General features: G+C 72.4%; 15 protein-coding genes. 11 read left to right on the top strand and 4 right to left on the bottom strand.

Annotation, left to right across the window (positions count from 1 at the left end; genetic code table 11):
- Position 1: 1 nt before the first annotated feature.
- The 3 genes from V4Y04_RS28615 to V4Y04_RS28605 form a co-directional block, all read right to left on the bottom strand.
- Positions 2 to 2,329 carry an FdhF/YdeP family oxidoreductase gene (locus tag V4Y04_RS28615; protein ID WP_332431242.1) on the bottom strand — a complete coding sequence of 776 codons (2,328 nt, stop codon included), beginning with the start codon at positions 2,327 to 2,329 and terminating at the stop codon, positions 2 to 4.
- Positions 2,330 to 2,448: 119 nt separating this feature from the next.
- Positions 2,449 to 2,961 (bottom strand): SRPBCC family protein, encoded by a 513-nt coding sequence (locus V4Y04_RS28610; RefSeq protein WP_332431241.1) that lies wholly within the window; start codon positions 2,959 to 2,961, stop codon positions 2,449 to 2,451.
- 253 nt (positions 2,962 to 3,214) lie between these two features.
- Positions 3,215 to 3,505, bottom strand: coding sequence for a helix-turn-helix domain-containing protein (locus tag V4Y04_RS28605; protein WP_332431240.1), 291 nt, complete (start codon positions 3,503 to 3,505; stop codon positions 3,215 to 3,217).
- Positions 3,506 to 3,756: 251 nt separating this feature from the next.
- Between V4Y04_RS28605 and V4Y04_RS28600 the strand changes: the two genes are divergently transcribed.
- The 3 genes from V4Y04_RS28600 (at position 3,757) to V4Y04_RS28590 (ending at position 6,322) form a co-directional block, all read left to right on the top strand.
- Positions 3,757 to 5,283: an alpha/beta hydrolase gene (locus tag V4Y04_RS28600; protein ID WP_332431239.1), complete on the top strand. Its 1,527-nt coding sequence runs from the start codon at positions 3,757 to 3,759 to the stop codon at positions 5,281 to 5,283.
- 68 nt (positions 5,284 to 5,351) lie between these two features.
- Positions 5,352 to 5,717: a hypothetical protein gene (locus V4Y04_RS28595; protein WP_332431238.1), complete on the top strand. Its 366-nt coding sequence runs from the start codon at positions 5,352 to 5,354 to the stop codon at positions 5,715 to 5,717.
- Between the two features lie 179 nt (positions 5,718 to 5,896).
- Positions 5,897 to 6,322: a winged helix-turn-helix domain-containing protein gene (locus V4Y04_RS28590; RefSeq protein ID WP_332431236.1), complete on the top strand. Its 426-nt coding sequence runs from the start codon at positions 5,897 to 5,899 to the stop codon at positions 6,320 to 6,322.
- On the opposite strand, the gene V4Y04_RS28585 is transcribed toward V4Y04_RS28590, so the two are convergent.
- Entirely contained in the window at positions 6,288 to 6,695 is a 408-nt protein-coding gene (locus V4Y04_RS28585; protein ID WP_332431235.1) for a winged helix-turn-helix domain-containing protein, read from the bottom strand. The genes V4Y04_RS28590 and V4Y04_RS28585 overlap by 35 nt on opposite strands.
- Before the next feature lie 1,017 nt (positions 6,696 to 7,712).
- On the opposite strand from V4Y04_RS28585, the gene V4Y04_RS28580 reads away from it, so the two are divergent.
- From V4Y04_RS28580 to V4Y04_RS28545, 8 genes are all read left to right on the top strand, one after another.
- Complete coding sequence (locus tag V4Y04_RS28580; RefSeq protein ID WP_332431234.1) at positions 7,713 to 9,191, top strand: sugar transferase; 1,479 nt, start codon at positions 7,713 to 7,715, stop codon at positions 9,189 to 9,191.
- 82 nt (positions 9,192 to 9,273) lie between these two features.
- Entirely contained in the window at positions 9,274 to 10,590 is a 1,317-nt protein-coding gene (locus tag V4Y04_RS28575) for a nucleotide sugar dehydrogenase (RefSeq protein WP_332431233.1), read from the top strand.
- Positions 10,580 to 11,905 carry a glycosyltransferase family 4 protein gene (locus tag V4Y04_RS28570; RefSeq protein ID WP_443080100.1) on the top strand — a complete coding sequence of 442 codons (1,326 nt, stop codon included), beginning with the start codon at positions 10,580 to 10,582 and terminating at the stop codon, positions 11,903 to 11,905. Before V4Y04_RS28575 ends, V4Y04_RS28570 begins: the two co-directional genes overlap by 11 nt.
- Positions 11,902 to 13,269, top strand: coding sequence for a polysaccharide biosynthesis protein (locus tag V4Y04_RS28565; protein ID WP_332431232.1), 1,368 nt, complete (start codon positions 11,902 to 11,904; stop codon positions 13,267 to 13,269). Before V4Y04_RS28570 ends, V4Y04_RS28565 begins: the two co-directional genes overlap by 4 nt.
- Positions 13,266 to 14,933, top strand: a complete 1,668-nt coding sequence (locus V4Y04_RS28560; protein ID WP_332431231.1) for a Wzz/FepE/Etk N-terminal domain-containing protein — start codon at positions 13,266 to 13,268, stop codon at positions 14,931 to 14,933. Before V4Y04_RS28565 ends, V4Y04_RS28560 begins: the two co-directional genes overlap by 4 nt.
- A 3-nt stretch (positions 14,934 to 14,936) precedes the next feature.
- Positions 14,937 to 16,868, top strand: coding sequence for an asparagine synthase (glutamine-hydrolyzing) (gene asnB, locus V4Y04_RS28555; protein ID WP_332431230.1), 1,932 nt, complete (start codon positions 14,937 to 14,939; stop codon positions 16,866 to 16,868).
- A 37-nt stretch (positions 16,869 to 16,905) separates the two neighbouring features.
- Positions 16,906 to 19,089 carry a bi-domain-containing oxidoreductase gene (locus V4Y04_RS28550; protein WP_332431229.1) on the top strand — a complete coding sequence of 728 codons (2,184 nt, stop codon included), beginning with the start codon at positions 16,906 to 16,908 and terminating at the stop codon, positions 19,087 to 19,089.
- Positions 19,086 to 21,539 (top strand): heparinase II/III domain-containing protein, encoded by a 2,454-nt coding sequence (locus V4Y04_RS28545; protein ID WP_332431228.1) that lies wholly within the window; start codon positions 19,086 to 19,088, stop codon positions 21,537 to 21,539. The genes V4Y04_RS28550 and V4Y04_RS28545 overlap by 4 nt, the downstream gene beginning before the upstream one ends.
- Positions 21,540 to 21,547: the final 8 nt, after the last annotated feature.

Genomic DNA, 21,547 nt, shown 5'->3' with positions numbered 1-21,547 from the left:
GTCAGGGGCGCTCCACGGCCTCGGGTGCGCGGTCGCCCGAACGTGGCTCCAGGCGTACGACGATGCCTTTGTACGTCGGCGTGTTGCTGGTGTCGGCCACGCTGTCCAGCGGCACCAGGACGTTGGCCTCCGGATAGTAGGCGGCGGCGCACCCGGCGGTCGTGGGATAGGAGACGAGCCGGAACTCCTCGGCACGGCGTTCGGTGCCGTCCGGCCAGACGCTGACCACGTCCACCTGGGAGCCGTCCTCGAATCCGAGGGCGCGCAGGTCGGCGGGGTGGACGAGCACGACGCGGCGTGAGCCGTGGATGCCCCGGTATCGGTCGTCGGTGGTGTAGGGCACCGTGTTCCACTGATCGTGGGAGCGCAGCGTCTGCAGCAGAAGATGCCCGCGGGGGGCGCGCAGCGACTCGAAGTCGTTGACGGTGAACAGCGCCTTGCCGCCGGGGGTGGGGAAGACACCTTCGTTCACCGGGTTCGGCAGGGTGAAGCCGCCCGGCTTGCGCACCTTGCTGTTGAAGTTCTCGAAGCCGGGGACGACCCGCGCGATGCGGTCCCGGACGGTGCCGTAGTCCGCCTCGAAGTCCTCCCAGGGCACGGGCACCTTGTCGGCCAGTGTCCGGCGGGCCAGCCTGCTGAGGATCGCGACCTCGCTGAGCAGGTGGCTGGACGCCGGCTCCAGGCGCCCGGACGAGGCGTGCACCTGGCTCATGGAGTCCTCGACGGTGATGAACTGCTCCTCGCCGTTCTGGCAGTCCCTTTCGCTGCGGCCGAGGGTCGGCAGGATCAGCGCGGTGTCGCCGCAGACGGTGTGGGAGCGGTTCAGCTTGGTGGAGATGTGCGCGGTGAGGCGGCAGCGGCGCAGCGCCTTCTCGGTCAGGTCGCTGTCGGGGGTGGCCCGTACGAAGTTGCCCGCGAGGCCGAGGAAGACCTTGACGCGGTCTTCGAGCATGGCCCGGATGGAGTTCACCGTGTCCAGGCCGTGATGGGCGGGCGGGGTGAAGGAGAACTCCCGTTCGAGGGCGTCCAGGAATTCCTGGGGCATCCGCTCCCAGATGCCCATGGTCCGGTCCCCCTGGACGTTGCTGTGTCCGCGCACGGGGCAGACGCCGGCTCCCGGCCTGCCGATGTTGCCCCGCAGGAGCTGGAAGTTCACCAGTTCACGGATGGTGGGCACGGCGTGCTTGTGCTGGGTGAGTCCCATCGCCCAGCAGACGATGATCCGCTCGCTGGCCAGGACCCGGTCCCGCAGTTCCTCGATCTGGCCACGGGCCAGGCCGGTGGCCGCCAGGACGTCCGGCCAGGAGACGGTGGTGCGGATGTGGTGGGCGAACTCCTCGAACCCACTGGTGTGGTGGTCGATGAACTCCCGGTCCAGCACCGTCCCCGGCGCGGCGTCCTCGGCCTCCAGCAGGAGCAGGTTCAGGGCTTGGAAGAGGGCGAGATCGCCGCCGAGCCGGATCTGGAGGAACTGGTCGGCGATGTTGGTGCCCCGGCCGACGACTCCGCGTGGTTTCTGCGGGTTCTTGAAACGCATGAGGCCCGCTTCGGGCAGCGGGTTGACGGCGACGATCTGTCCGCCCCCGCGTTTGGTCTCCTCCAGTGCGGAAAGCATGCGGGGGTGGTTGCTGCCCGGGTTCTGCCCCAGGGTGAGCACGAGGTCGGCGTGGTGGATGTCCAGCAGACTCACGTTGCCCTTGCCGGTGCCCAGCGTCTCGTGCAGGGCCGCGCCGCTCGACTCGTGGCACAGGTTGGAGCAGTCGGGCAGGTTGTTGGTCCCCAGGGCCCGGGCGAAGAGCTGGAGGACGAAGGCGGGCTCGTTGCCGGCCCGGCCTGAGGTGTAGAAGACCGCCTCGTCGGGTGAGTCCATGGCCCGCAGTTCGTCGGCGATCAGCCCCAGGGCGTCGTGCCAGCTGATCGGCTCGTAGTGATCCGCGCCCGGCCGCTTCACCATGGGCCGGGTGAGCCGCCCCTGCTGGTTCAGCCACCGGTCCGAGGCGCGCGCCAGTTCGGAGACCGGATGCCGCCGGAAGAACTCGGGGGTGACGCGTCGCGTGGTGGCGTCGTCGTTGGCGTGTTTGGCTCCGTTCTCGCAGTACTCGTTCGTGTGGCGTTGGCCCGGCGCGGGGTCCGGCCAGGCGCAGCCCGGGCAGTCGAAGCCCTGGGTCTGGTTGATGTCGAGCAGGTTCAGTGCCGTACGGCGGGGCGAGGTCTCGGCGAGGGAGTACCGCATCGCGTGGGCCACCGCCGGGACACCGGCCGCCCATGTCTTCGGCGGAGTGATCTTCGCCTGCTCGCCGCCCGGATCACCGTTCGATGACTCTCGCACCACGTCGGCCTCCCGCTCTGTTCCACTCGCCTCCTCCACTCTCCGCCGAGCGTGGAAGGTGGCGCATCATGGCTGTCTATGAAATATCACCTTATGGAATATGGCGTCACGGCTGTTTCTCAGCCGGTCGGCCAGTTCGGCACTCGCGGCGGCAGACGGTCGGAGTCCGGTTCCACATGGCCGCCACTGATCGTTCCCCGCCACTGCCCGCTCTCCCGGCCCTGGCCCTCGATGTACTCCTTGAAGCGCCGGAAATCCTCCCGCACCTGCCTGCGGACCAGCCCCAGGGCGTCCCCGGCCCGCTCGGCGGCACCGCGCGGAGTGAAATCGATACGGAAGGCGACGCGGCAACGGGTCTCCCCCAGCGCCCGGAAGCCCACCTCACCGGTCAGGCGGGGCGTCCCCACCGTGCGCCACACCACCCGGTCGTCGGGGCGTTGTTCGGTGATCTCCGCGTCGAACTCGCGGGTCACGCCGCCGAACCTGGTCACCCAGTGCGTCATGGAGGAGCGCGACCGGTCCACCCGGCGCACGCCGCGCATGAACCGGGGAAAGCACTCGAACTGGGTCCACTGGTTGTAGGCCATATGGACCGGGACGTCGATGTCGACAGCGCCTTCGATGACGCTCATGGGAGCCCCTCCTCTCCACCAGGGGTCAGGGGGCTGTGCACCCGCGCGACCGGGTTCCCTCCGCGAACGCTCTGAATCCGGGCGATGCCGCCGCCCCCGGAGCGGGCCCGGCGGCGCCACCGCGCCGCGACCGGACGATCCGCCCGCCGCCTGCCGACCACCGACCATCACCCGCCCGGTCCGGACGCAGGTGTGCCGCGGCTGCGGCTGCGCCGCGGCACAGCCGCAGCTCACCCGGCGGGGCGCCGCCTCATCACCCGCAGGGCCGGCTGCGCCTCGAACTGCGCGCCTTTGGGTCGTGCAGTCCGTCGCCGAACACCTCGCCCGGCTGCCGCGGGCGGTAGCGCACCGTCTGCGGGTGTACGTCCAGCCGCTCGGCGACCTCGCCGGCGTTGTGACCGCGCTGGAGCCGGCACAGCGGTGTTTCCGCGAGGCGTTCGCGCTGCGGTGACCGCACCTGGTCGAGTGGCCGGAGCCGATGGTGGGCGGTCGCGTCGATCAGCGCCTCGTCGCGGAAGAGCAGGAGTGCGGCCGGGTGGTCCACGCACCGCACGACCCCGGCCGGCCCCCGGGCCACCCGCTGTCCCGTACCGCGTTCGGACGCCCGGTGGGTGCGGTCCGGGCCGCCGGGCGATTGGCTGAGGTGGACCCGCCGGGCCCCGTGGACGACGTGAGCGCCCGGCGTACCCGAGGGAAGGGACAGCTGATGCCAGGGCCGATATCACGCCCACGCAGACGACTGGCCTGGGGCATCGCCCTGGCGCTGCCCTGCGTTCGCTCTCCCCCGCCACCACCGTGGCCCAGAGCGTGCGCGGAGGGGCCGCCGGGGCGTCGGCGCTCGAGTGGCAGCCGTGCCAGGATCCGGCGGAGCCGGACTTCGACTGCGCGACGTTCGAGGTCCCGCTCGACCACGACCGCCCCGCCGGCGAGACCATCGACCTCGCCGTGATCCGGCACAAGGCCACCGACCCGTCCGAACGCATCGGTTCCCTGTTCTTCAACCCCGGTGGACCAGGTGGTTCGGGCACCGCCTCCCTGCCGCTCTGGTACGAGCGGTTCTTCCCGGCCGAGCTCCGGAAGCGCTTCGACATCGTCAGCTGGGACCCCCGGGGCATCGGCCGCAGCACGGCGGTGCGCTGCTTCGCCGACGCCGGGGAGGCGGCGGCCTGGTGGGAACGGCAGCCGGCCGGGTTCCCGGTGGGGGCCGAGGAGCAGCAGGTCTGGAGCGCGGGGAGGCAGGAACTGGCCGAGGGGTGCGCGGAGCGCGTCCCGGAGCTGCTGCCGTACGTGTCCACGCCGGACACCGCCCGCGACCTGGACCGGTTGCGCGACGCGGTGGGGGACGAGCAGCTGAACTACTGGGGCGTCTCGTACGGCACGTTCCTCGGTGCCGTGTACGCCAATCTCTTCCCCGACAAGGTGGGCGGCCTGCTGCTGGACGGGAACGTGGACCCGGCCGGTTACGCGGGCGGCGCAATGAACACCGAGGCGCAGCAGACGACTCCGCTGCGGATGGGCTCGGACCTGGGCTCGGCCGACACCTTCGGGAAGTTCCTGGAACTGTGCGGCCTGGCGCCGGCGTCCGGCTGCGCCTTCACCGCCGGCGACCCCGAGGCCACCCGGACCAAACTGACCACCCTGCTGGAGCGGCTCCGGCAGCAGCCGGTCGGTGAGTGGACCTATGCGAGGACCGTGGAGTCCCTGTGGTCCTTCCTGTACTTCGTCCATCCGGGCTGGACCGACGCCGCCGAACTGCTGCAGGAGCTGTGGCAGGTGGAGGCTCCGCCCCTTCCCGAACTCCCGTCGCTCCTTCCCTACCCCGGGTTCGAGCAGCAGCCCGCGGTCGTCTGCTCCGAAAGCCCCAACCCCCGCGCCCTGGAACGCTACGCCGAACTCGACGCCTTCAGCGCGGCACGCGCCGGGGACCTCGGTCGCCGCTGGGTGTGGGACTACGAATGGTGCGCCCACTGGCCCGCCACCGCGGCCCACCGCTACACCGGGCCCTGGGACCGGCCCACCGCCCACCCCGTCCTGGTCGTCAACCCGACCTATGACCCGGCCACTTCCTACCAGGCCGCCGAAGTCATGACCCGCGCCCTGGCCGACGCCCGCCTGCTGACCCTCGACGGCTACGGCCACACGGCCCTGCTCAATCCCAGCACCTGCGTGAACGAGCACGCCGTGCGCTACTTCACCACCGGTGCCCTGCCGCCCGAGGGGGCGACCTGCACCCAGGACACCGCCCCCTTCACCCCGGCCGAGCCGGCCGGAGGCATCGCGGCAGGAGGCGGCGGACTCACCGGCGACCGGCACACGCGCTGACCGGCAGGCCCCGCCTCCCCGGTACGTGAGAGGCCGCACCCGGGGAACCGGCCGTCATCATGGGGAGCATGAGCCACGACCCGTTCGATGCCCTCCTTCGCCGTACGACGGTGGAGATCTCCCGTCGTACGGCAGCGGAGGGCGGGCCGCTTGCGGCACTGAGGCCGGTTCTCGAACTCATCGACAACGACGAGGCGGAAATGGCCCTGGACGAACTGGTGCATATGATCGGCTGGTTCCGTATCCGGCTGCTGCCCGCCGAACACGACCGGCTCGCCGTGGTCGCCGCCCACTGGAATGCCGTGGAGTCGTTGCCGGACCGGGCGCCGCCCCCTCGTCGCTCCCCTCAGCCCTCCCCGCGCCGCAACCGGAAGAGCGCGCCGGCCGCCCAAGAGCCCGAACACCCCGACGAGCGCGGCGGCAGCGCACCCTGACCGTGCCCCGCGGCGAGCGGCTTCCGACGAGGGGGCAGATCCGACGATCGGCCCACCCCCGCCCACGGGGAACGCGGCGCACGCCAGGCCCGCACAGACACGTACAGGTCTGCACCGGCACGCACCGGCCGGGAATCGCCCATGTATACGTTGCCAGAAGGGAGTTGTACGCTGCGACGGTGGAGGGGGACAGGCATTTCTTCGGGCCGTACGAGCTGGACACCGCCCGAATCCAGCTCCGCCGGGACGGGGAGCCGGTCCATGTCGAACCGCGTGCCCTGGACCTGTTGTGCCATCTCGTCCTGCACCGGGACCGGGTGGTGTCGAAGCATGAACTGCTGGACGAGGTGTGGAGTGACCGCTTCGTCGGCGAGGCAGCCCTCACCACGGCGCTCAGGACGGCGCGCCTGGCCGTCGGCGACACCGGCAGCGCGCAGAAGCTGATCCGCACGGCGCACCGGCGCGGTTATCAGTTCGTGGCGCCGGTGACGGTCGGCGGCACCTGCGGTACACGGGGTCGGGAGGGCGAACCGGCAACGGACGACGGCCTCGGCGGCCCGGCCCACGAGGTCATCCGGTTCTGCCGGTCCGGCAGAACCGGATGACCTCGTGGGCCGCCGCTGTCGCCGCGGTGCCGGGCACGGCGGACGGAGGGACGGACGCGACCGTGACGCGCGCGACGAACTGATAGCCGCGCCGTCGCACCGTGCGGATGGACTCCTGCCGCCTGCCGGTGTCACCGATCGCTTGACGGGCGGTGCGCAGGCAGGTGGCGAGTGCGGCCTCACTGACCGTGCGGCCACGCCCCATCAGGCCGAGAAGCTCCGGCGCGGGCACGACGCGGCCGCGGTGCTTCACGAGGTAACAGAGCAGATCCACGGCTTGAGGCTCGACATGGATCTGCTGTCCGTCATGGCTGAGCCGACCGCGACAGGTGTCCAACTCGTACCGTTCGAAGTGATACACCGCGTTGTCCACGACCCGACTGTACCGTCAGCGGCCGTCGCCATGAGAGCGAATGTCAGCTCAAAAACCTTCTGCAACAACGCAATTGACGCTTCATCAATTCCTACTCTACAAGCGGGAACGAGCAGGATGATGCTCCCTGGCGCGGGACCGTGAGCCCCGGGACACAGGGTGCCCGCGCCGATACCGCGGCGAGCGGTCAGCGTGCGGGCGGGCGGGTCACGGCGCGGATGAAGTTCTGCGTGAAGACCTCGACGGCCCCCTCGATCGACGGCAACTCGCACCCGCACAGGCATTCGGCAACCGGGGTGGTTCAAGGAGTCTCACGCATCCCTGCATGCTCACCACACACGGCCCTCGGGGCGAGCAGATCAATCAGGCAGTGCAGTCACCGGACGCCGGGTAAGGCGTTCGGCGAGTTGCCGGATGCCGGCGCGTTCGACAGGGGAGACGCTCAGACCCCGGCCGGCACGACGGACGGCGAAGCACTCGCTCCGCACGTTGCCCGGGTCGGCCGGCGGGCTGCTGGAGCGCGTGGCGGCGTCAGGTGTCCGGAGGCGGCCACCGTTGGATGGATCCAGTCCCCAATCTGAACACGAACTGCACACGGCCCCTCTACATACCGGCGCCGATGGTCTAGATTGACCGTGCTTCAGCTGTTCGAACACGAGACGACCGTTAATGATCTATAGGTCCGGCGCTACGGAAAGTCAGCAGTAAGCAGTCACGTCCCCGGCACCAGACGTGGGGATGAACAGTTCCAGGGGCCCGAGAGGGGCCCGGGTGCGGGGAGCACCCGGGGTCTCGACGGGTTCCCACGCACTTCGAAAGCCTGGCAGGGCAGGCAAGTCATCTGTCGCCAGGGCGAGTTGTTCGAGTACCTCTGAAACAGCCGAATTCGCCATGCACGGGGGCGGGGGCCTCCTACGGAGAGGAACAGCGCGGTGCGGGGGGGGCGGGGGCCTCCCGGGGGCGGGAGGAACAGTGTTGGGCGAATACGTCGAACCACTGGGGACCTGGGGGGGTTCTGTGCGGCAAGGGGGATTATTGAGCCCGTTTCCGTCGGCGCGCGGGCGTCTGGCGAACGGGACGATCGGCCGGCCCGCGATCGACTGGGAGCAGCGGTACCGCCGTACCGTGATCACCGGCGATACCGTGGCCACGGCCTTCGTGGTGGCGGCGATCGGCAACTTCTTCGGGGTGCGGGACGCGGCCGACTGGCACGAGAAGTGGGGAATTCTCGCCTTCGGCACCTGGCTGCTGGTGCTGGGGGCACTCGCGGTGAGCCGGTCGTGGGTTCCGGCCGTACTCGGCCAGGGCGCCGAGGAGTTCCGCCGGCTCGGACGCTCACTGTTCATGGCGATCGTTGTACTGGCGCTCGGCGGGATCGCCCTCACCTCGCGCAACATCAAACTCTGGATCTTCGTCGCGATCCCCGCGATCGCGGTCGTCACCATGACCGAGCGGTATCTGCTGCGCCTGTGGCTGCACAAACAGCGGAAAGAAGGACGGTGCCTGAGACCGGTGCTCGCCGCCGGGAGCCCGGCCACCGTGCGCGACCTGATCAACCGGACCCGCAAGTTCCCGCATCTCGGCTGGCGGGTGGACGCGGTGTGCACGACGTACGGTGCCGGGCCCGGCGGTGACCGATTGGACGGAGTGCCGGTCGTCGGCCGGCTGACGGACGTCGCGGGCCACGTCCACCACGACGGCTACCGGGTCGTCGCGGTCACCCCGGACCCGCACTGGTCACCGGACCGGCTGCAGCGGCTGGCCTGGAGCCTTGAGGGAAGCGACACCGAGATGGTCGTGGCCCCCGTGCTGATGGAGGTGGCCGGCCCGCGGCTGCACATCGACGCGGTGCTCGGGATCCCGCTGCTGCGGGTCAGCATGCCGGCCTTCACCGGGGGCCGCCGGGTGGTCAAGGGGGTCGTCGACCGGATGGGCGCGGCGGTCCTGCTGCTGGTGTTCGCGCCGCTGATGGTGTGCGTCGGGCTGCTCGTGCTGGTGGACAGCCGGGGCGGGGCCTTCTACCGCCAGCGCAGGGTCGGCAAGGACGGCCGTGAGTTCACCATTCTCAAGTTCCGCACCATGGTCGCCGGGGCGGACCGGGCACGGGACGCGCTGGCCGACCGCAACGAGGGCGCCGGCCTGCTGTTCAAGATCCGCCGGGATCCGCGGGTGACCCGGGTGGGAGCGGTGCTGCGCCGGTACTCGCTCGACGAACTCCCGCAGCTTTTCAACGTACTCACCGGATCGATGTCGCTCGTCGGTCCACGGCCTCCGTTACCGGAGGAGTCCGCGGCCTACGGCCCGGACATCCGGCGGCGGCTGCTGGTCAAGCCCGGACTCACCGGCCTGTGGCAGATCAGCGGACGCAGCGACCTGTCGTGGGAGGAGGCGGTCCGCCTCGACCTGCGGTACGTGGAGGACTGGTCGCTCGCCCTGGACACGGTGATCCTGTGGAAGACGCTGCGTGCGGTGCTCCACGGGCAGGGGGCCTACTGATGCGCGGCGGACTGCGGATCGACAGTCCCGCCGGCACGCGGACCGCAGGCCGCGAGGGCCTGCCTGGGGGGAGGAACAGGTCATGAGAGTCAGCGTTTTCGGGCTCGGCTACGTGGGCTGCGTGTCGGCCGCGTGCCTGGCCGCCATGGGGCACGAGGTCGTCGGGGTGGACGTGAACCAGGTGAAGGTCGACCTGGTCAACGACGGCAAGGCCCCGGTGGTCGAGGAACGGATCGGCGAGCTCGTCGCCGAGGCCGTGCGGACCGGGGCGTTACGCGCCACCGGCGACGTCCGCGAGGCGATCATGGACAGCGAGGTGTCGCTGGTCTGCGTGGGGACGCCGTCGGAGCCCAACGGCAGCCTGTGCACCACCTACTTGGAGCGGGTCACCGAGCAGATCGGCGCCGCGCTGGCCGAGCGGCGCGGGCGGCACACCGTCGTGTTCCGCAGCACCATGCTCCCCGGCACCTGCCTGAACCTGCTGGTGCCGATCCTGGAGAAGTACGTCGGTGGCACCGCCGGGGTGGACGTCGGGGTCGCGGTCAACCCGGAGTTCCTGCGCGAGGGCACGAGTGTGCGGGACTTCTTCGACCCGCCCAAGACCGTCATCGGCGAACTCGACCCGGCGAGCGGCGACACCGTGGCGGCGCTGTACGACGGTCTGCCCGGCGAGGTGTTCCGGGTGCCGATTCCGACGGCCGAGGCGATCAAGTACGCGGACAACGCGTTCCACGGCCTCAAGATCGGCTTCGCGAACGAACTGGGCGCGGTGTGCCAGGCGCTCGGGGTGGACTCGCACCAGGTGATGGACGTGTTCCTGGCCGACCGCAAACTGAACATCAGCCCCGCCTACCTGCGGCCCGGCTTCGCCTTCGGTGGCTCCTGCCTGCCCAAGGACCTGCGCAGCCTGGTCCACGCGGCGCAGCGGGCCGACGTCTCGGTGCCCATCCTCGCCCACGTGCTGCCCTCCAACTCCGACCATCTGCAGCGCGCGGTGGAGCTGGTGGAGCGCACCGGAAAGCGCCGGGTGGGAATGTTCGGGCTGTCCTTCAAACCCGGCACCGACGACCTCCGCGAGAGCCCGCTCGTCGAGCTGGCGGAGCGGCTCTTCGGCAAGGGGTACGACCTGAGGATCCACGACGCCAACGTGAGCCTGTCCCGACTGCTCGGCGCGAACCGCGAGTACATCGAGACCCGGCTGCCGCACCTCGCGCAGCTGCTCGCGGACTCCGTCGAGGAGGTGCTCGAGCACGCCGAGGTGTGCCTGGTCGGGACCAGGGACCCGGCCGTGCTGTCGGCGCTGCCCCATGGCGGCGGCCCGGTGATCGTCGACCTCGTCCACCTTCCCGACGCCGAAGCGCGCCGGGCCGAACCGGGGTACGTGGGCCTTGCCTGGTGACAGATCGTTCAGTGACGGGTCGTTCGGTGACGGATCGTTCGGTGACGCGTCGTTCGGTGACACAGCCGGCGGCGACCGGCCGCACCGGCGCGCGCTGATCCTCGTGGAGAACCTGTCGGTGCCGTTCGACCGGCGGGTGTGGCAGGAGTGCACGACGCTGCGCGACGCGGGCTGGGAGGTGCACGTCATCTGCCCGCAGGGGAGCAAGCGGGACACGGAGGCGGAGGCGGAGATCGACGGGGTGCGGATCCACCGCTACCCGTTGCGCGCGGCCACCGGAGGTCCGGCCGGCTACCTGCGGGAGTACGGATCGGCGCTGTGGCACACGGTCCGGCTGGCCCGGAAGGTCGGCCCGGTCGACGTGGTCCACGCCTGCAACCCGCCCGACCTGCTGTTCCTGCCGGCCCTGTGGATGAAGCGACGCGGAGCGCGCTTCGTCTTCGACCAGCACGACCTGGTGCCCGAGCTGTACCTCTCCCGGTTCGGCCGCGGCGAGGACCTGCTCTACCGCGCCGTGTGCGCGCTGGAACGGATGACCTACCGGGCCGCGGACGTCGTGCTCGCCACGAACGAGAGCTACCGGGACGTCGCGGTGCGCCGCGGCGGCCGGCTGCCGGAGGACGTCTTCGTGGTGCGCAGCGCACCCGACACCGGCCGGTTCCACCCCGTACCGCCCGAGCCGGAACTGAAGCGCGGCAAGCCCCATCTGCTGTGCTATCTCGGCGTCATGGGCCCGCAGGACGGCGTCGACTACGCCTTACGGGCCCTCGCGAAGCTGCGCGACGAGGTCGGACGGACCGACTGGCACGCGGTGTTCGTCGGCGCCGGCGACACCTTCGACGCGATGGTGGAGCTGTCGGGGCGGCTCGGGCTCTCGGAGCAGGTGCGGTTCACCGGGCGTATCCCGGACGCCGACCTGGTGCGCTACCTGTCCACCGCGGACGTGTGCCTCTCCCCCGACCCGCACAATCCGCTCAACGACGTGTCGACCATGAACAAGGTCCTGGAGTACATGGTGATGGGCCGGCCGGTCGTCTCGTTCGACCTCCGGGAGGCGCGCGTCTCCGCCGGTGACGCCGCCGTCTACGCGCCCGCCGATGACGAGGCCGAGTTCGCCCGGCTCATCGCGCTGCTGCTGGACGACCCGGAGCAGCGGGCCCGGATGGGCAAGATCGGCCAGGAGCGGATCAACGGGCCGCTCGCCTGGCGGAACTCGCAGGCGTCGCTGCTCGCCGCGTACGCCGCCGCCTGCCGTGACCGGCCTCCGGTGCCGGCGCGCGGCCCGTACCGGGCAGGGAAGAGGCCGCTCCGTTGAGCGATGACACGCTACGCCTGGCCACGATCGGGCGGATGATCCGCCGGCGCCGGCGACTGCTCACCGTTCTCGCGGTGGTGGGCGCGCTCGTCGGCTTCGGCACCTCCTTGGTGTTCCCGCCGCGCTACACGACATCGGCGTCGGTACTGCTGCCGGGGGCGTGGGAGGATCGCGAGCTGCTGACCCAGGTGGAGATCGCGACCAGTTCGGTGGTGGTCGACCGCGTGGCCGCCGAGCTCGGCTGGAACGGGGTCGGCGGCAGCGAGCTGCGGGACCGGGTGAGCGCCGAGGCCGCCGACGGGAACATCATCGAGATCTCGGGCACGGCCGACACCCCGGAGCGCGCACAGCGGCTCTCCGACCGGATGGTCGAGCAGTTCGTCACCTTCGCCGCGCGGATCGCGGGCGACACCACCGACCCCGAAGCCGCGGCGCGGCCCGAGGAGCTGCGGGAGATGGTGGTGCGCACCAGCCGCCGCATCACCGAACTGGCCGACGCGGCCGATCCGGGGCAGACCGTGGAGAGCGTGCAGACCCGCACCGAGCTCGCGAAGCTGCGCACCGCGCTGCAGGAGGCCGTCACCGAGCTGGAACAGGCCGACCCGGCCGCGGGCAGGGCCGGCATGGTCGTCATGGGACCGGCGGCCCGGCCGGACGGCGAGGCACCGCCGACGAGGCCGCAACTCGTCGTCGCCGGGGCGCTGTTGTTCTTCCTGCTCGCGGTCGTCGGCCATCTCGCCGCCGCCCGCGTGAGCCGCCGGCCGCGCACCGGACCGGAGATCGCCGCGGCGCTGGGCTCGGCGCTGCTGGGTACCGTCGACGTACCTGGTGAACCGTCCGCGCACCGGCCGGAGGACAGCGGCCCGCGGGCCCGGATCCGCCGGCTGCTGGGCGTCGACGTCCGGTGGGACGTGCCCACCCCGCGGACGTCCGGTGACGAGGCCGGCCGGCAGCTCCGCTACCGGCGGGTGTGCGCCCGTCTCCGGGACCGGCTGCCCGCACCCCGGCGGCTGCTGGTCGTCGTCCCGGACGGCGACCGGACCGCCCTCCGGGCCACCGAGCGGCTCGCCGCCGAGGCCGGGAGCGATCCGCGTCTACGAGTGGTGGGGGCTTCGGTGTCCCGGCCGATGGTGCCGGACCGCGACGACGAGGCCGGCGTCCTGGTCGTGCTCAGCGCGGGCATCTGGACCGCGGAGGAGCTCGCCGGCATCGCCGGGGCGTGTACGGACGCGGGGCACGAGGTGGTCGGCCTCGTCCTCGCCTGCCCGGTCCCGGCCCGTCCGGCGCGGTCCGCCGGCCGTCCCCGGGATGCCGCCGTGCCGGCGCTCGCGGTGGGCGGCAACACGACGGGAGGTTCGGCATGACGACGCCCGCGACATCGGAGTCTCCGGCTTCCGCCCCGCTGCTGGACCTTCAGGCACTGGTGGTGGCGGTGCGCAGGCGACGCCGCCTCTGGTGCTCCATGGCACTGCTGGGACTGCTCCTCGGCGCGGCGGTGGCGGTCCTGCTGCCGCCGCCACCGACCGCCGTGACCAAGGTGCTGGTCGCGCATCAGCAGGACCAGCCGAACGACCCCGGAACGCTGATCCGCACCGACGCCGCGCTGCTGCACACCACGCGGATCGCCGGTGCGGCCCTGCGGTCCCTGGAGTCCCCGGAGAAACCGGAGGACTTCATGGAGGACTACGAGGGCCTCGGCCTGACCAACAACCTGCTGCGGATCACGGTGACCGGTGACAGCGACGCGGAAGCGGTGGCCCGCGCCGAGGCGCTGGCCGACGCGTTCGTCGCGGACCATGTGCGGCGGATACGGGAAGCCGCCGACGCCGAGGCCAAGACCCTGCTCGAACAGCGTGACCGCATGCGGGAGGAACTCGCCGAGGTCAACGAGGCGATCGGAGACGGATCGTCGCCGCAGAGCGGTCCGCAGGATTCGGCGAGCATGGAGTCTCTCTTCGCCCGCCGGGCCGAACTCACCTCGCGGTTCACCGATTTCGGGCAGCGTGCCGCGGAGGCGCGCATCGGCACGCCCCAACTCGTCGCCGGCACGCAGATCGTGGACGCGCCGCGCGTGGTGCGGCACTCCCTGACCGGAACCGCCGCCACCGATGCCGCGATCGGGCTCGCCCTCGGACTCGCCCTCGGACTCGCGGTGGCCGCGGTCGCCTCGGTGGTGGCGGACCGCCCCGTACTGCGCCGGGACATCGCGGCGAACCTCGGCGCGTCGGTGATCGCGGAGCTGCCCCGCCGGCCGGCCCGGCTGTGGCGGCGCCGCCGGACACGGGCGGCACGGACACGGCTCACCACGTCCCTGGCCCGCACCGTACGCGGCTCCACGGAACCGGTGTCGCTGCTGGAACTGGGCTGTGCGCGCGGCGCGAGCGTGATCGCCCTGGACCTCGCCCGGGAACTGGCCGAGCAGGAGCCCGTGGTCGTCGTCGACGGTCTGCCCGGTCCGCAGCTCTCGGGCCGCCGCCCGAAGCCGGGAGACCCGCCCGTGGTCGGCGGCGAACAGACCCCGGCCGTCCCCGACGATCTGCCCGGTCCGCAACTCCGGGGCCGCCACCCGAAGCCCGGAGAGCCGGCCGTGGGCGGCGGAGAGCAGTCCGCGCCCGCGGTCGGCGGAGAGCAGTCCGCGGTCGCGGTCGGCGGCGAGCATGCCGCGGCCGTGGCGCCCGGCGAGCGCCGGCTCGGCGTCGGCTCGGTGGCGCCCGGCACGGCGTGGACCGACCTGCGCTGCCTCGGCACCCGGACCGTGCTCGTCGTGCGTGCCGGACACGGCAGCGCCGCATGGCTGCACACCGTGGCGCGGCAGCTCGCGGAGCAGCGCATCACGGTGATCGGTGTGGTGCTGATCGACCCCGATCCCCGTGACCGGACCGACGGCACGCTGTGGGACGGGCCGCACACCGCGCCGCGCGGCCACAGCGAGCCGTCGGCCCGGCGGAACGGGGCCGGCCCCCGGCCGGCGGAACAACTGCCGATGCCGGCGGCACGGGTCCCGGACAGCGACCAGGAGGCGCGGTAACACATGTGTGGCATCGCAGGCACGTACCGATGGCACGACGGGAAGGCCGTCACCGACCGGCTCACCGACACCCTCGCCCACCGCGGTCCGGACGGGGCGGGCCGGTACAGCCATTCCGTCGGTGACGGCGAAGTGCACCTCGGGCACCGCCGGCTGGCCGTCATCGACCTGTCCGGGACCGGCGCCCAGCCGATGGTCTCGGGCGGCCTCGCCCTGACCTACAACGGCGAGCTGTACAACGCGCCCGAACTGCGCGCCGAGCTGGCGGCCGCCGGGGTGCGCTTCCGCGGTACCTCCGACACCGAGGTGGTGCTGGAGGCCTGGCGGCGCTGGGGCACGGACTGCCTGCCCCGGCTGCGCGGCATGTTCGCGTTCGGGATCTTCGACGAGCGGACCGGTGACCTGGTGCTCGCCCGGGACCAGCTCGGCGTCAAGCCGCTGTTCCTGCTCCGGCGCGGCGAGGGTCTGGTGTTCGCCTCCGAGCTCAAGGCGCTCGCCGCCGTGACCGGCGGGTCGCTGGAGGTGGACCACGCGGCGATGGTGGCCTCGCTGCTGTACTACTGGGTGCCGGACTCACGGTGCGCGTTCCGCGAGGCGGAGAAGCTGCCGCCGGGGAGCTGGCTGAGGTGCCGGCCCGACGGCCGGGTGGAGCGCGGCCGGTACTGGCACCTGAAGGACGTCGCCGCCGAGGGCAGGGAGCGGGCCCTGGCCGGTGAGCGGCCGGACATCGCCGCCGTCGTCGAGGAGTCGACCCGGCGCCACCTGCTCTCCGACGTACCCGTGGCGACCTTCCTCTCCGGCGGCCTCGACTCCAGCTACCTGACCGCGCTGGCGGCCCGCGACCGGCCCGGGATCTCCGCTTACACGATCGGGTTCCGCGCCGAGGACGCCAGGTTCGAGGCGATGCCGGACGACCTGCGCTACGCCCGGCAGGTGGCCGAGCGGTTCGGTGTCGACCTGCACGAGATCGAGATCGCTCCGGACGTGCTCGACCTGCTGCCGCGGATGACGTACCACCTGGACGAGCCGATCGGCGACCCCGCCGCGATCAACACGTTCCTGATCTGCTCGGCCGCCCGGGAGGCCGGGGTCAAGGTGATGCTCTCGGGAATGGGCGCCGACGAGCTGTTCGCCGGGTACCGCAAGCACCTGGCCAACACGCTCGCGCTGCGCTACCAGCGCGTCCCGCGGCCCCTGCGGCGCGGGGTGTCCGGCGCCGTGGACCGGCTGCCGGTCGCCACGGCCCGCCGGGGGTACCGGTCGGTGCGCTTCGCGAAGCGGTTCCTCTCCTTCGCCGATCTGCCGGAGGAGACCGCGTTCCGGCGCAGCTACACCATGTACGACCGCGAGGAGCTGCTCGCCCTGGTCGACCCGGACCTGGCGGGGACGGTCGAGGACGTGCTGACCGAGCACGCGGACGTCTACGAGGACAACGGCCTCGACGACTTCGTCAACCGCATGTGCCTGGCCGATGCCCGGATGTTCCTGCCGGGCCTGAACCTCGCGTACACGGACCGCTCCAGCATGGCCGCGTCGACCGAGGTACGGGTGCCGTACGTCGACGTCGAGGTGGTCAAGGCGGCGTTCGCCGTGCCCGGCGAACGCAAGATCGTCGGACGGCAGGGCAAGGCCGTCCTCAAGGAGGCGGCCGCCTCGGTCCTGCCCCGGGAGATCGTCTACCGGCCCAAGGGCCTGTTCAGCGCCCCGCTGCGGGCCTGGATGAGCCGGGATCTGGCCCCGCTGGTGCGCGAGGTGGTCAACGACGGCGAGCTCGTCCGTTCCGGGTTCCTGCGCCGCGACGCGCTTCAGCGGCTCGTCGCCGAGGACGCCGCCGGGCAGCAGGACTTCTCCAAGCATCTGTGGCATGTGCTGACCCTCGAGTACTGGTACCGCGGCGCGACCTCCGGGTCCGGACAGAAATCGTCGACGGCGTAGAGACAAAGGCGTAGAGACAAGAGGACGAGGACTTCGGGTGAAACAGGTCGTACAGAACTACAAGAGCGGCGAACTGGCCCTGCTCGACGTGCCGGTGCCGGGGTGCAAGCCGGGCGGTGTGCTGGTCCGCACCGCCTACTCGCTGATCTCCACCGGGACCGAGCTCATGAAGGTGTCCGAGGCCGGCATGTCGATGCTGGGCAAGGCCCGCTCCCGGCCGGACCAGGTGGCGAAGGTCGTGCAGAGCGTGGCCGTCAACGGGGTGCCCGCCACCTACCGCAAGGTGATGGGCAAGCTGGACTCCTACACGCCGCTGGGCTATTCGCTGTGCGGGGTGGTCGAGCAGGTCGGCGCCGGGATCGACGATGTGAAGGTCGGCGACCTGGTGGCCTGCGCCGGCAACGAGCACGCGTTGCACGCCGAGCTGAACTGGGTGCCGAAGAACCTCTACGCCCCGGTGCCGGACGGTCTCGCGCCTCGGCACGCGGCCTTCGGCACCGTCGGGTCGATCGCGCTGCAGGGCGTCCGCCAGGGCGAGCCGCAGCTCGGCGACGTGGCGCTGGTCATCGGCCTCGGGCTGATCGGGCAGCTGGTGGTGCAGCTGCTGGCCGCTTCGGGGGTCCGGGTCGTCGGGGTCGACCCCGACCCGGTGCGCTGCGAGCTCGCCGAGCGGCTGGGCGCGGCGGCCTGCGGCGATCCCGCCTCCTCGGCCGTGGAGCAGGCCGTCGCCGAACTCACCGGCGGTCACGGCGTGGACCAGGTGTACCTGGCCGCCGGTGGCGACAGCAACCAGCCCGTCGAGCTGGCCGCCCGGCTGTGCCGGGACCGCGGCCGGGTGATCGACATCGGCAAGTGCCGCCTGGACCTGCCGTGGAACGCGTACTACGAGAAGGAGCTCGACGTCCGGTTCTCCCGGTCGTACGGCCCCGGGCGCTACGACCCGGAGTACGAACTGGAGGGCCGGGACTACCCGATCGGTTACGTGCGCTGGACCGAGCGCCGCAACCTGGCGTGCTTCCTGGATCTCGCCGCCCGCGGCCGCGTCGACGTGGAACCCCTGGTCTCCCACACGGCCGACTTCGACGACGCCGTCGAGACGTACCGGAGTCTGAAGGACGGCGGCCTGAAGGCCGTGGCCGTGCTGTTCCGGTACCCCGAGCAGGAGGTCGAGGCGGAGGCGCCCTCGGTGGCCGTGCCCGCGGTGCGGCGCGGCGGAAAGGCGTCCGCCCCGGTCCGGGCCGCGAAGACGCCGGTACGCCTCGCGTTCGTCGGGGCGGGGAACTACGCGACGTCGATGCTGCTGCCGCACCTGGCGCGGCGCGACGGCGTCGAGTTGTCCACGGTCGTCACCACGACGGCGCTGTCCGCGGCCAACGCGCGGCGGAAGTTCGGCTTCGCCGGGGCGACCACCGATCTCGACGCCGTGCTCGGCGACAAGTCCGTCGACGCGGTGTTCGTGGTCACCCGCCACAGCTCGCACGCCGAACTGACCCGGAAGGCGCTGCTGGCCGGCAAGGCGGTGTTCGTGGAGAAACCGCTGGCGCTCACCGAGGACGAGCTGGCCGGCGTGCTCGCGGCGGTGGAGGAGTCCGGCAACGACCGGCTGCAGGTGGGCTTCAACCGCCGGTTCGCGCCGCTGCTGCGGGAGGCCGGGAAGCGGTTCGGCCCCCGGACCGGGCCGGGACACGTCCGCTACCTGGTCAACGCGGGCCGCCTGGACCACGGCAGCTGGTACCTCCGACAAGGCACGGAAGGCTCGCGGTTCGCGGGCGAGGGCGGGCACTTCATCGACACGGCGAGCTGGCTGCTCGGGGCCGACCCGGTCTCGGTGTACGCGCTCTCCACGCCCGGCGGCGAGGACCTGCAGGTCGTGCTGCGCTACGAGGACGGGTCCACCGCCACCATCGGTTACGTCACCACCGGCCCGGCAGGCTTCCCCAAGGAGACCCTGGACCTGGTCGCGGACGGCCGCGCGCTGCGCCTCGACGACTTCGTCCGTGCCTCTGTCTACGACGGCCGCAAGCGGTGGGGCAGTTCGCGGCTGCCCAAGGCCCGGGACAAGGGCCAGGCCGCCGAGCTGGCCGCGTTCGTCAAGGCGGTGCGGACCGGCGGGCCGATGCCGGTGCCGCTGGAGTCGCTGGTGGCCACCACGGCGGCCACCCTCGCGGTGCGGGCGGGCCTGGCCGGCGGTGCGCCGGTGACGCTGGCGAGGGCGCGATGACTGTGAGCTCGGGGAGTCCGGGCTGGTACCTGCGGCGGCTGTCCCGGATGGGGCCGCGGGAGATCGGCGGCCGGGTGGGCGACGCGGTGCGCAGGCGGCGGTGGCGGTCGGCGCCGCCGCCGGACTGCCCGGCCGTGACCGGCGCCCGGTTCACCTCCGTCCTGCCCGCGGGAACGATCGCCGCGGTGCCGCCGGACGCCGTGAAGCGTCTCGTCGCCGAGGCGGACCGGCTGATGGCCGGGCACGCCGTGTTCTTCGGGGTGGAGCGCGACGACCTGGCCGACCCGGACTGGTGGTACGACCCGAAGACCGGGCGCCGGGCTCCCTCGGGCTACGCCTTCGACGTGCCGTACCGGGACGAGGGCGCGGTCGGGGACATCAAGCAGATCTGGGAGCCGTCCCGGCACCAGTACCTCACCGTGCTCGCCGCCGCCTACGCGGTCACCGGGGACGAGCGGTACGCCGAGCGCGTGGCCGAGCACCTGCGGTCGTGGTGGGCGGCCAACGCGCCGCTGCGCGGGGTGCACTGGACCAGCGGCATCGAGCTGGGGATCCGGCTGCTGTCCTGGGTGTGGATCCGCCGGCTGCTCGACGGCTGGCCGGGCGCGGCCGCTCTGTTCGAGGGCAACCCGGTGGCGCGCAGCCAGATCTGGCATCACCAGCGCTGGCTGGCCGCCTTCCCCAGCCGGGGGTCCTCGGCGAACAACCACGTCATCGCCGAGGCCGCCGGGCAGTTGGCCGCGGCCTGCGCGTTCGGGTGGTTCCCCTCCTCGGCGCGCCTGCGGGCCGACGCGCTGCGGTCGCTGGAGCGGCGGCTGCGGAGCAACACCTTCGACTCCGGCCTCAACCGCGAGCTGGCCACCGAGTACCACGGACTGGTGCTGGAGCTCGGCCTGGCCGCGGTGGCCGAGGCGGACACCGCGGGTGTGCCGGTCCCCGCGTCGGTCCGGCTGGTGCTGCTGCGGATGACCGACGCGCTCGCGGCCGTCGTGGACGACCGGCTGCGGCCGCCGCGCCAGGGGGACGCGGACGACGGGCACGGTCTGGTCGTGGACGGCGCGGGCACCGACCGCTGGGCCTCGCTGCTGGCCACCGGGGACGCCGTGTTCGGCCGGCTCGACTGGTGGCCGGAGGTGGCCGGCACCGATGTGCGCACCCCGCTGCTGGCCGCGCTCATCCGGCCCGGGGCCGATCCGAAGTCTCCCGCCCGCGCCCCGGCCCCCGGCACACGCCCTGGCCGCACGGCGCCCCTGAGCGGGTGGCTCCGCGCCGCGCCAGGCGCACGCCCCGGCCGCACGGCACCGCTGGACAAGTGGCTCCGCCCGGCCCTCGGCACGCACCCTCGCCGCACGGCGCCCCTGAGCAGGTGGCTCCGCGCCGCGCCAGGCACACGCCCTGGCCGCACGGCACCCCTGAGCGGGTGGCTCCGCGCCGCGCCAGGCGCACGCCCTCGCCGCACGGCGCCCCTGAGCAGGTGGCTCCGCGCCGCGCCAGGCACACGCCCTGGCCGCACGGCACCCCTGAGCGGGTGGCTCCGCGCCGCGCCAGGCGCACGCCCTCGCCGCACGGCACCGCTGGACAAGTGGCTCCGCCGCGTGGCCGGCGCCACCGCCCGCCGAGGGCAGGCACCGGACGTCGCGGCGCCGGCCCTTCGAGCGGACGGCGGGAAACTCCCGGCAGGCCCCGCCCCGGCCGTGTCCCGCCCGGCGAGCCGGCCGGACCGTTTCGCCGACGCGGGGCTCACCATCCTGCGCGGCCCGGAGGGCATCTGGTGCCGCTGCGACGGTGGTCCGCACGGATTCCTGTCCATCGCCGCGCACGCCCACGCGGACGCGCTGTCCGTGGAGGTCCGGCACGACGGGGTCGACGTGCTCGCCGATCCGGGGACGTACTGCTACCACGGGCAGCCCGAGTGGCGGCGGTACTTCCGGTCGACCCTCGGCCACAACACTGTCCAGGTGGACGGCGGTGACCAGTCCGTCTCCGGCGGCCCGTTCCTGTGGACCCGGCAGGCCCGCAGCCGCGTCCTGGCCGTGGACACCTCCGGCGAGGGGGTGGCCCGCTGGTGCGCCGAGCACGACGGCTACCGGCCGTCCGTGCACCGCCGCCGGGTGGAACTGACGTCCGCCAGACGGGAGTTGAAGGTGATCGACGAGGTGCGCGGCCCGCGCCGGGCCATGCGCCTGGTGTTCCACCTCGGCCCGGCGATCACCGCGGACCTGGTGGGGGACCGGGCGGCACTCACCTGGGCCCGGGACGGCGAGGACCGCTCCGCGGAGCTCGACCTGCCCGGGGAGCTGTCCTGGCGGGCGCATCGCGGCGAGAGCGACCCGCCGCTGGGCTGGTACTCCCCCGGCTTCGGCCGCAAGGAACCCGCCACGACGCTGGTCGGCACCGGCTTCACCGACGGCGCGGAGGAGTTCACCACCGTGCTCGGGTTCAAGGGTTGAGGGGAGGA

The organism is Streptomyces sp. P9-A2 (genome assembly GCF_036634175.1).
In the GTDB taxonomy this organism is placed as follows: Bacteria; Actinomycetota; Actinomycetes; order Streptomycetales; family Streptomycetaceae; genus Streptomyces; species Streptomyces pratens.
Note: the sequence above shows the minus strand (reverse complement) of the source record. Positions and strands in the feature narration are given on the sequence as shown.

Excerpts from the sequence above, each read along its gene's own strand:
- V4Y04_RS28610 (WP_332431241.1), bottom strand. The coding sequence starts at position 2,961 with ATGAGCGTCATCGAAGGCGCTGTCGACATCGACGTCCCGGTCCATATG.
- V4Y04_RS28575 (WP_332431233.1), top strand. The coding sequence starts at position 9,274 with ATGAGAGTCAGCGTTTTCGGGCTCGGCTACGTGGGCTGCGTGTCGGCC.
- V4Y04_RS28595 (WP_332431238.1), top strand. The coding sequence starts at position 5,352 with ATGAGCCACGACCCGTTCGATGCCCTCCTTCGCCGTACGACGGTGGAG.
- asnB (WP_332431230.1), top strand. The coding sequence starts at position 14,937 with ATGTGTGGCATCGCAGGCACGTACCGATGGCACGACGGGAAGGCCGTC.
- V4Y04_RS28560 (WP_332431231.1), top strand. The coding sequence starts at position 13,266 with ATGACGACGCCCGCGACATCGGAGTCTCCGGCTTCCGCCCCGCTGCTG.
- V4Y04_RS28545 (WP_332431228.1), top strand. The coding sequence starts at position 19,086 with ATGACTGTGAGCTCGGGGAGTCCGGGCTGGTACCTGCGGCGGCTGTCC.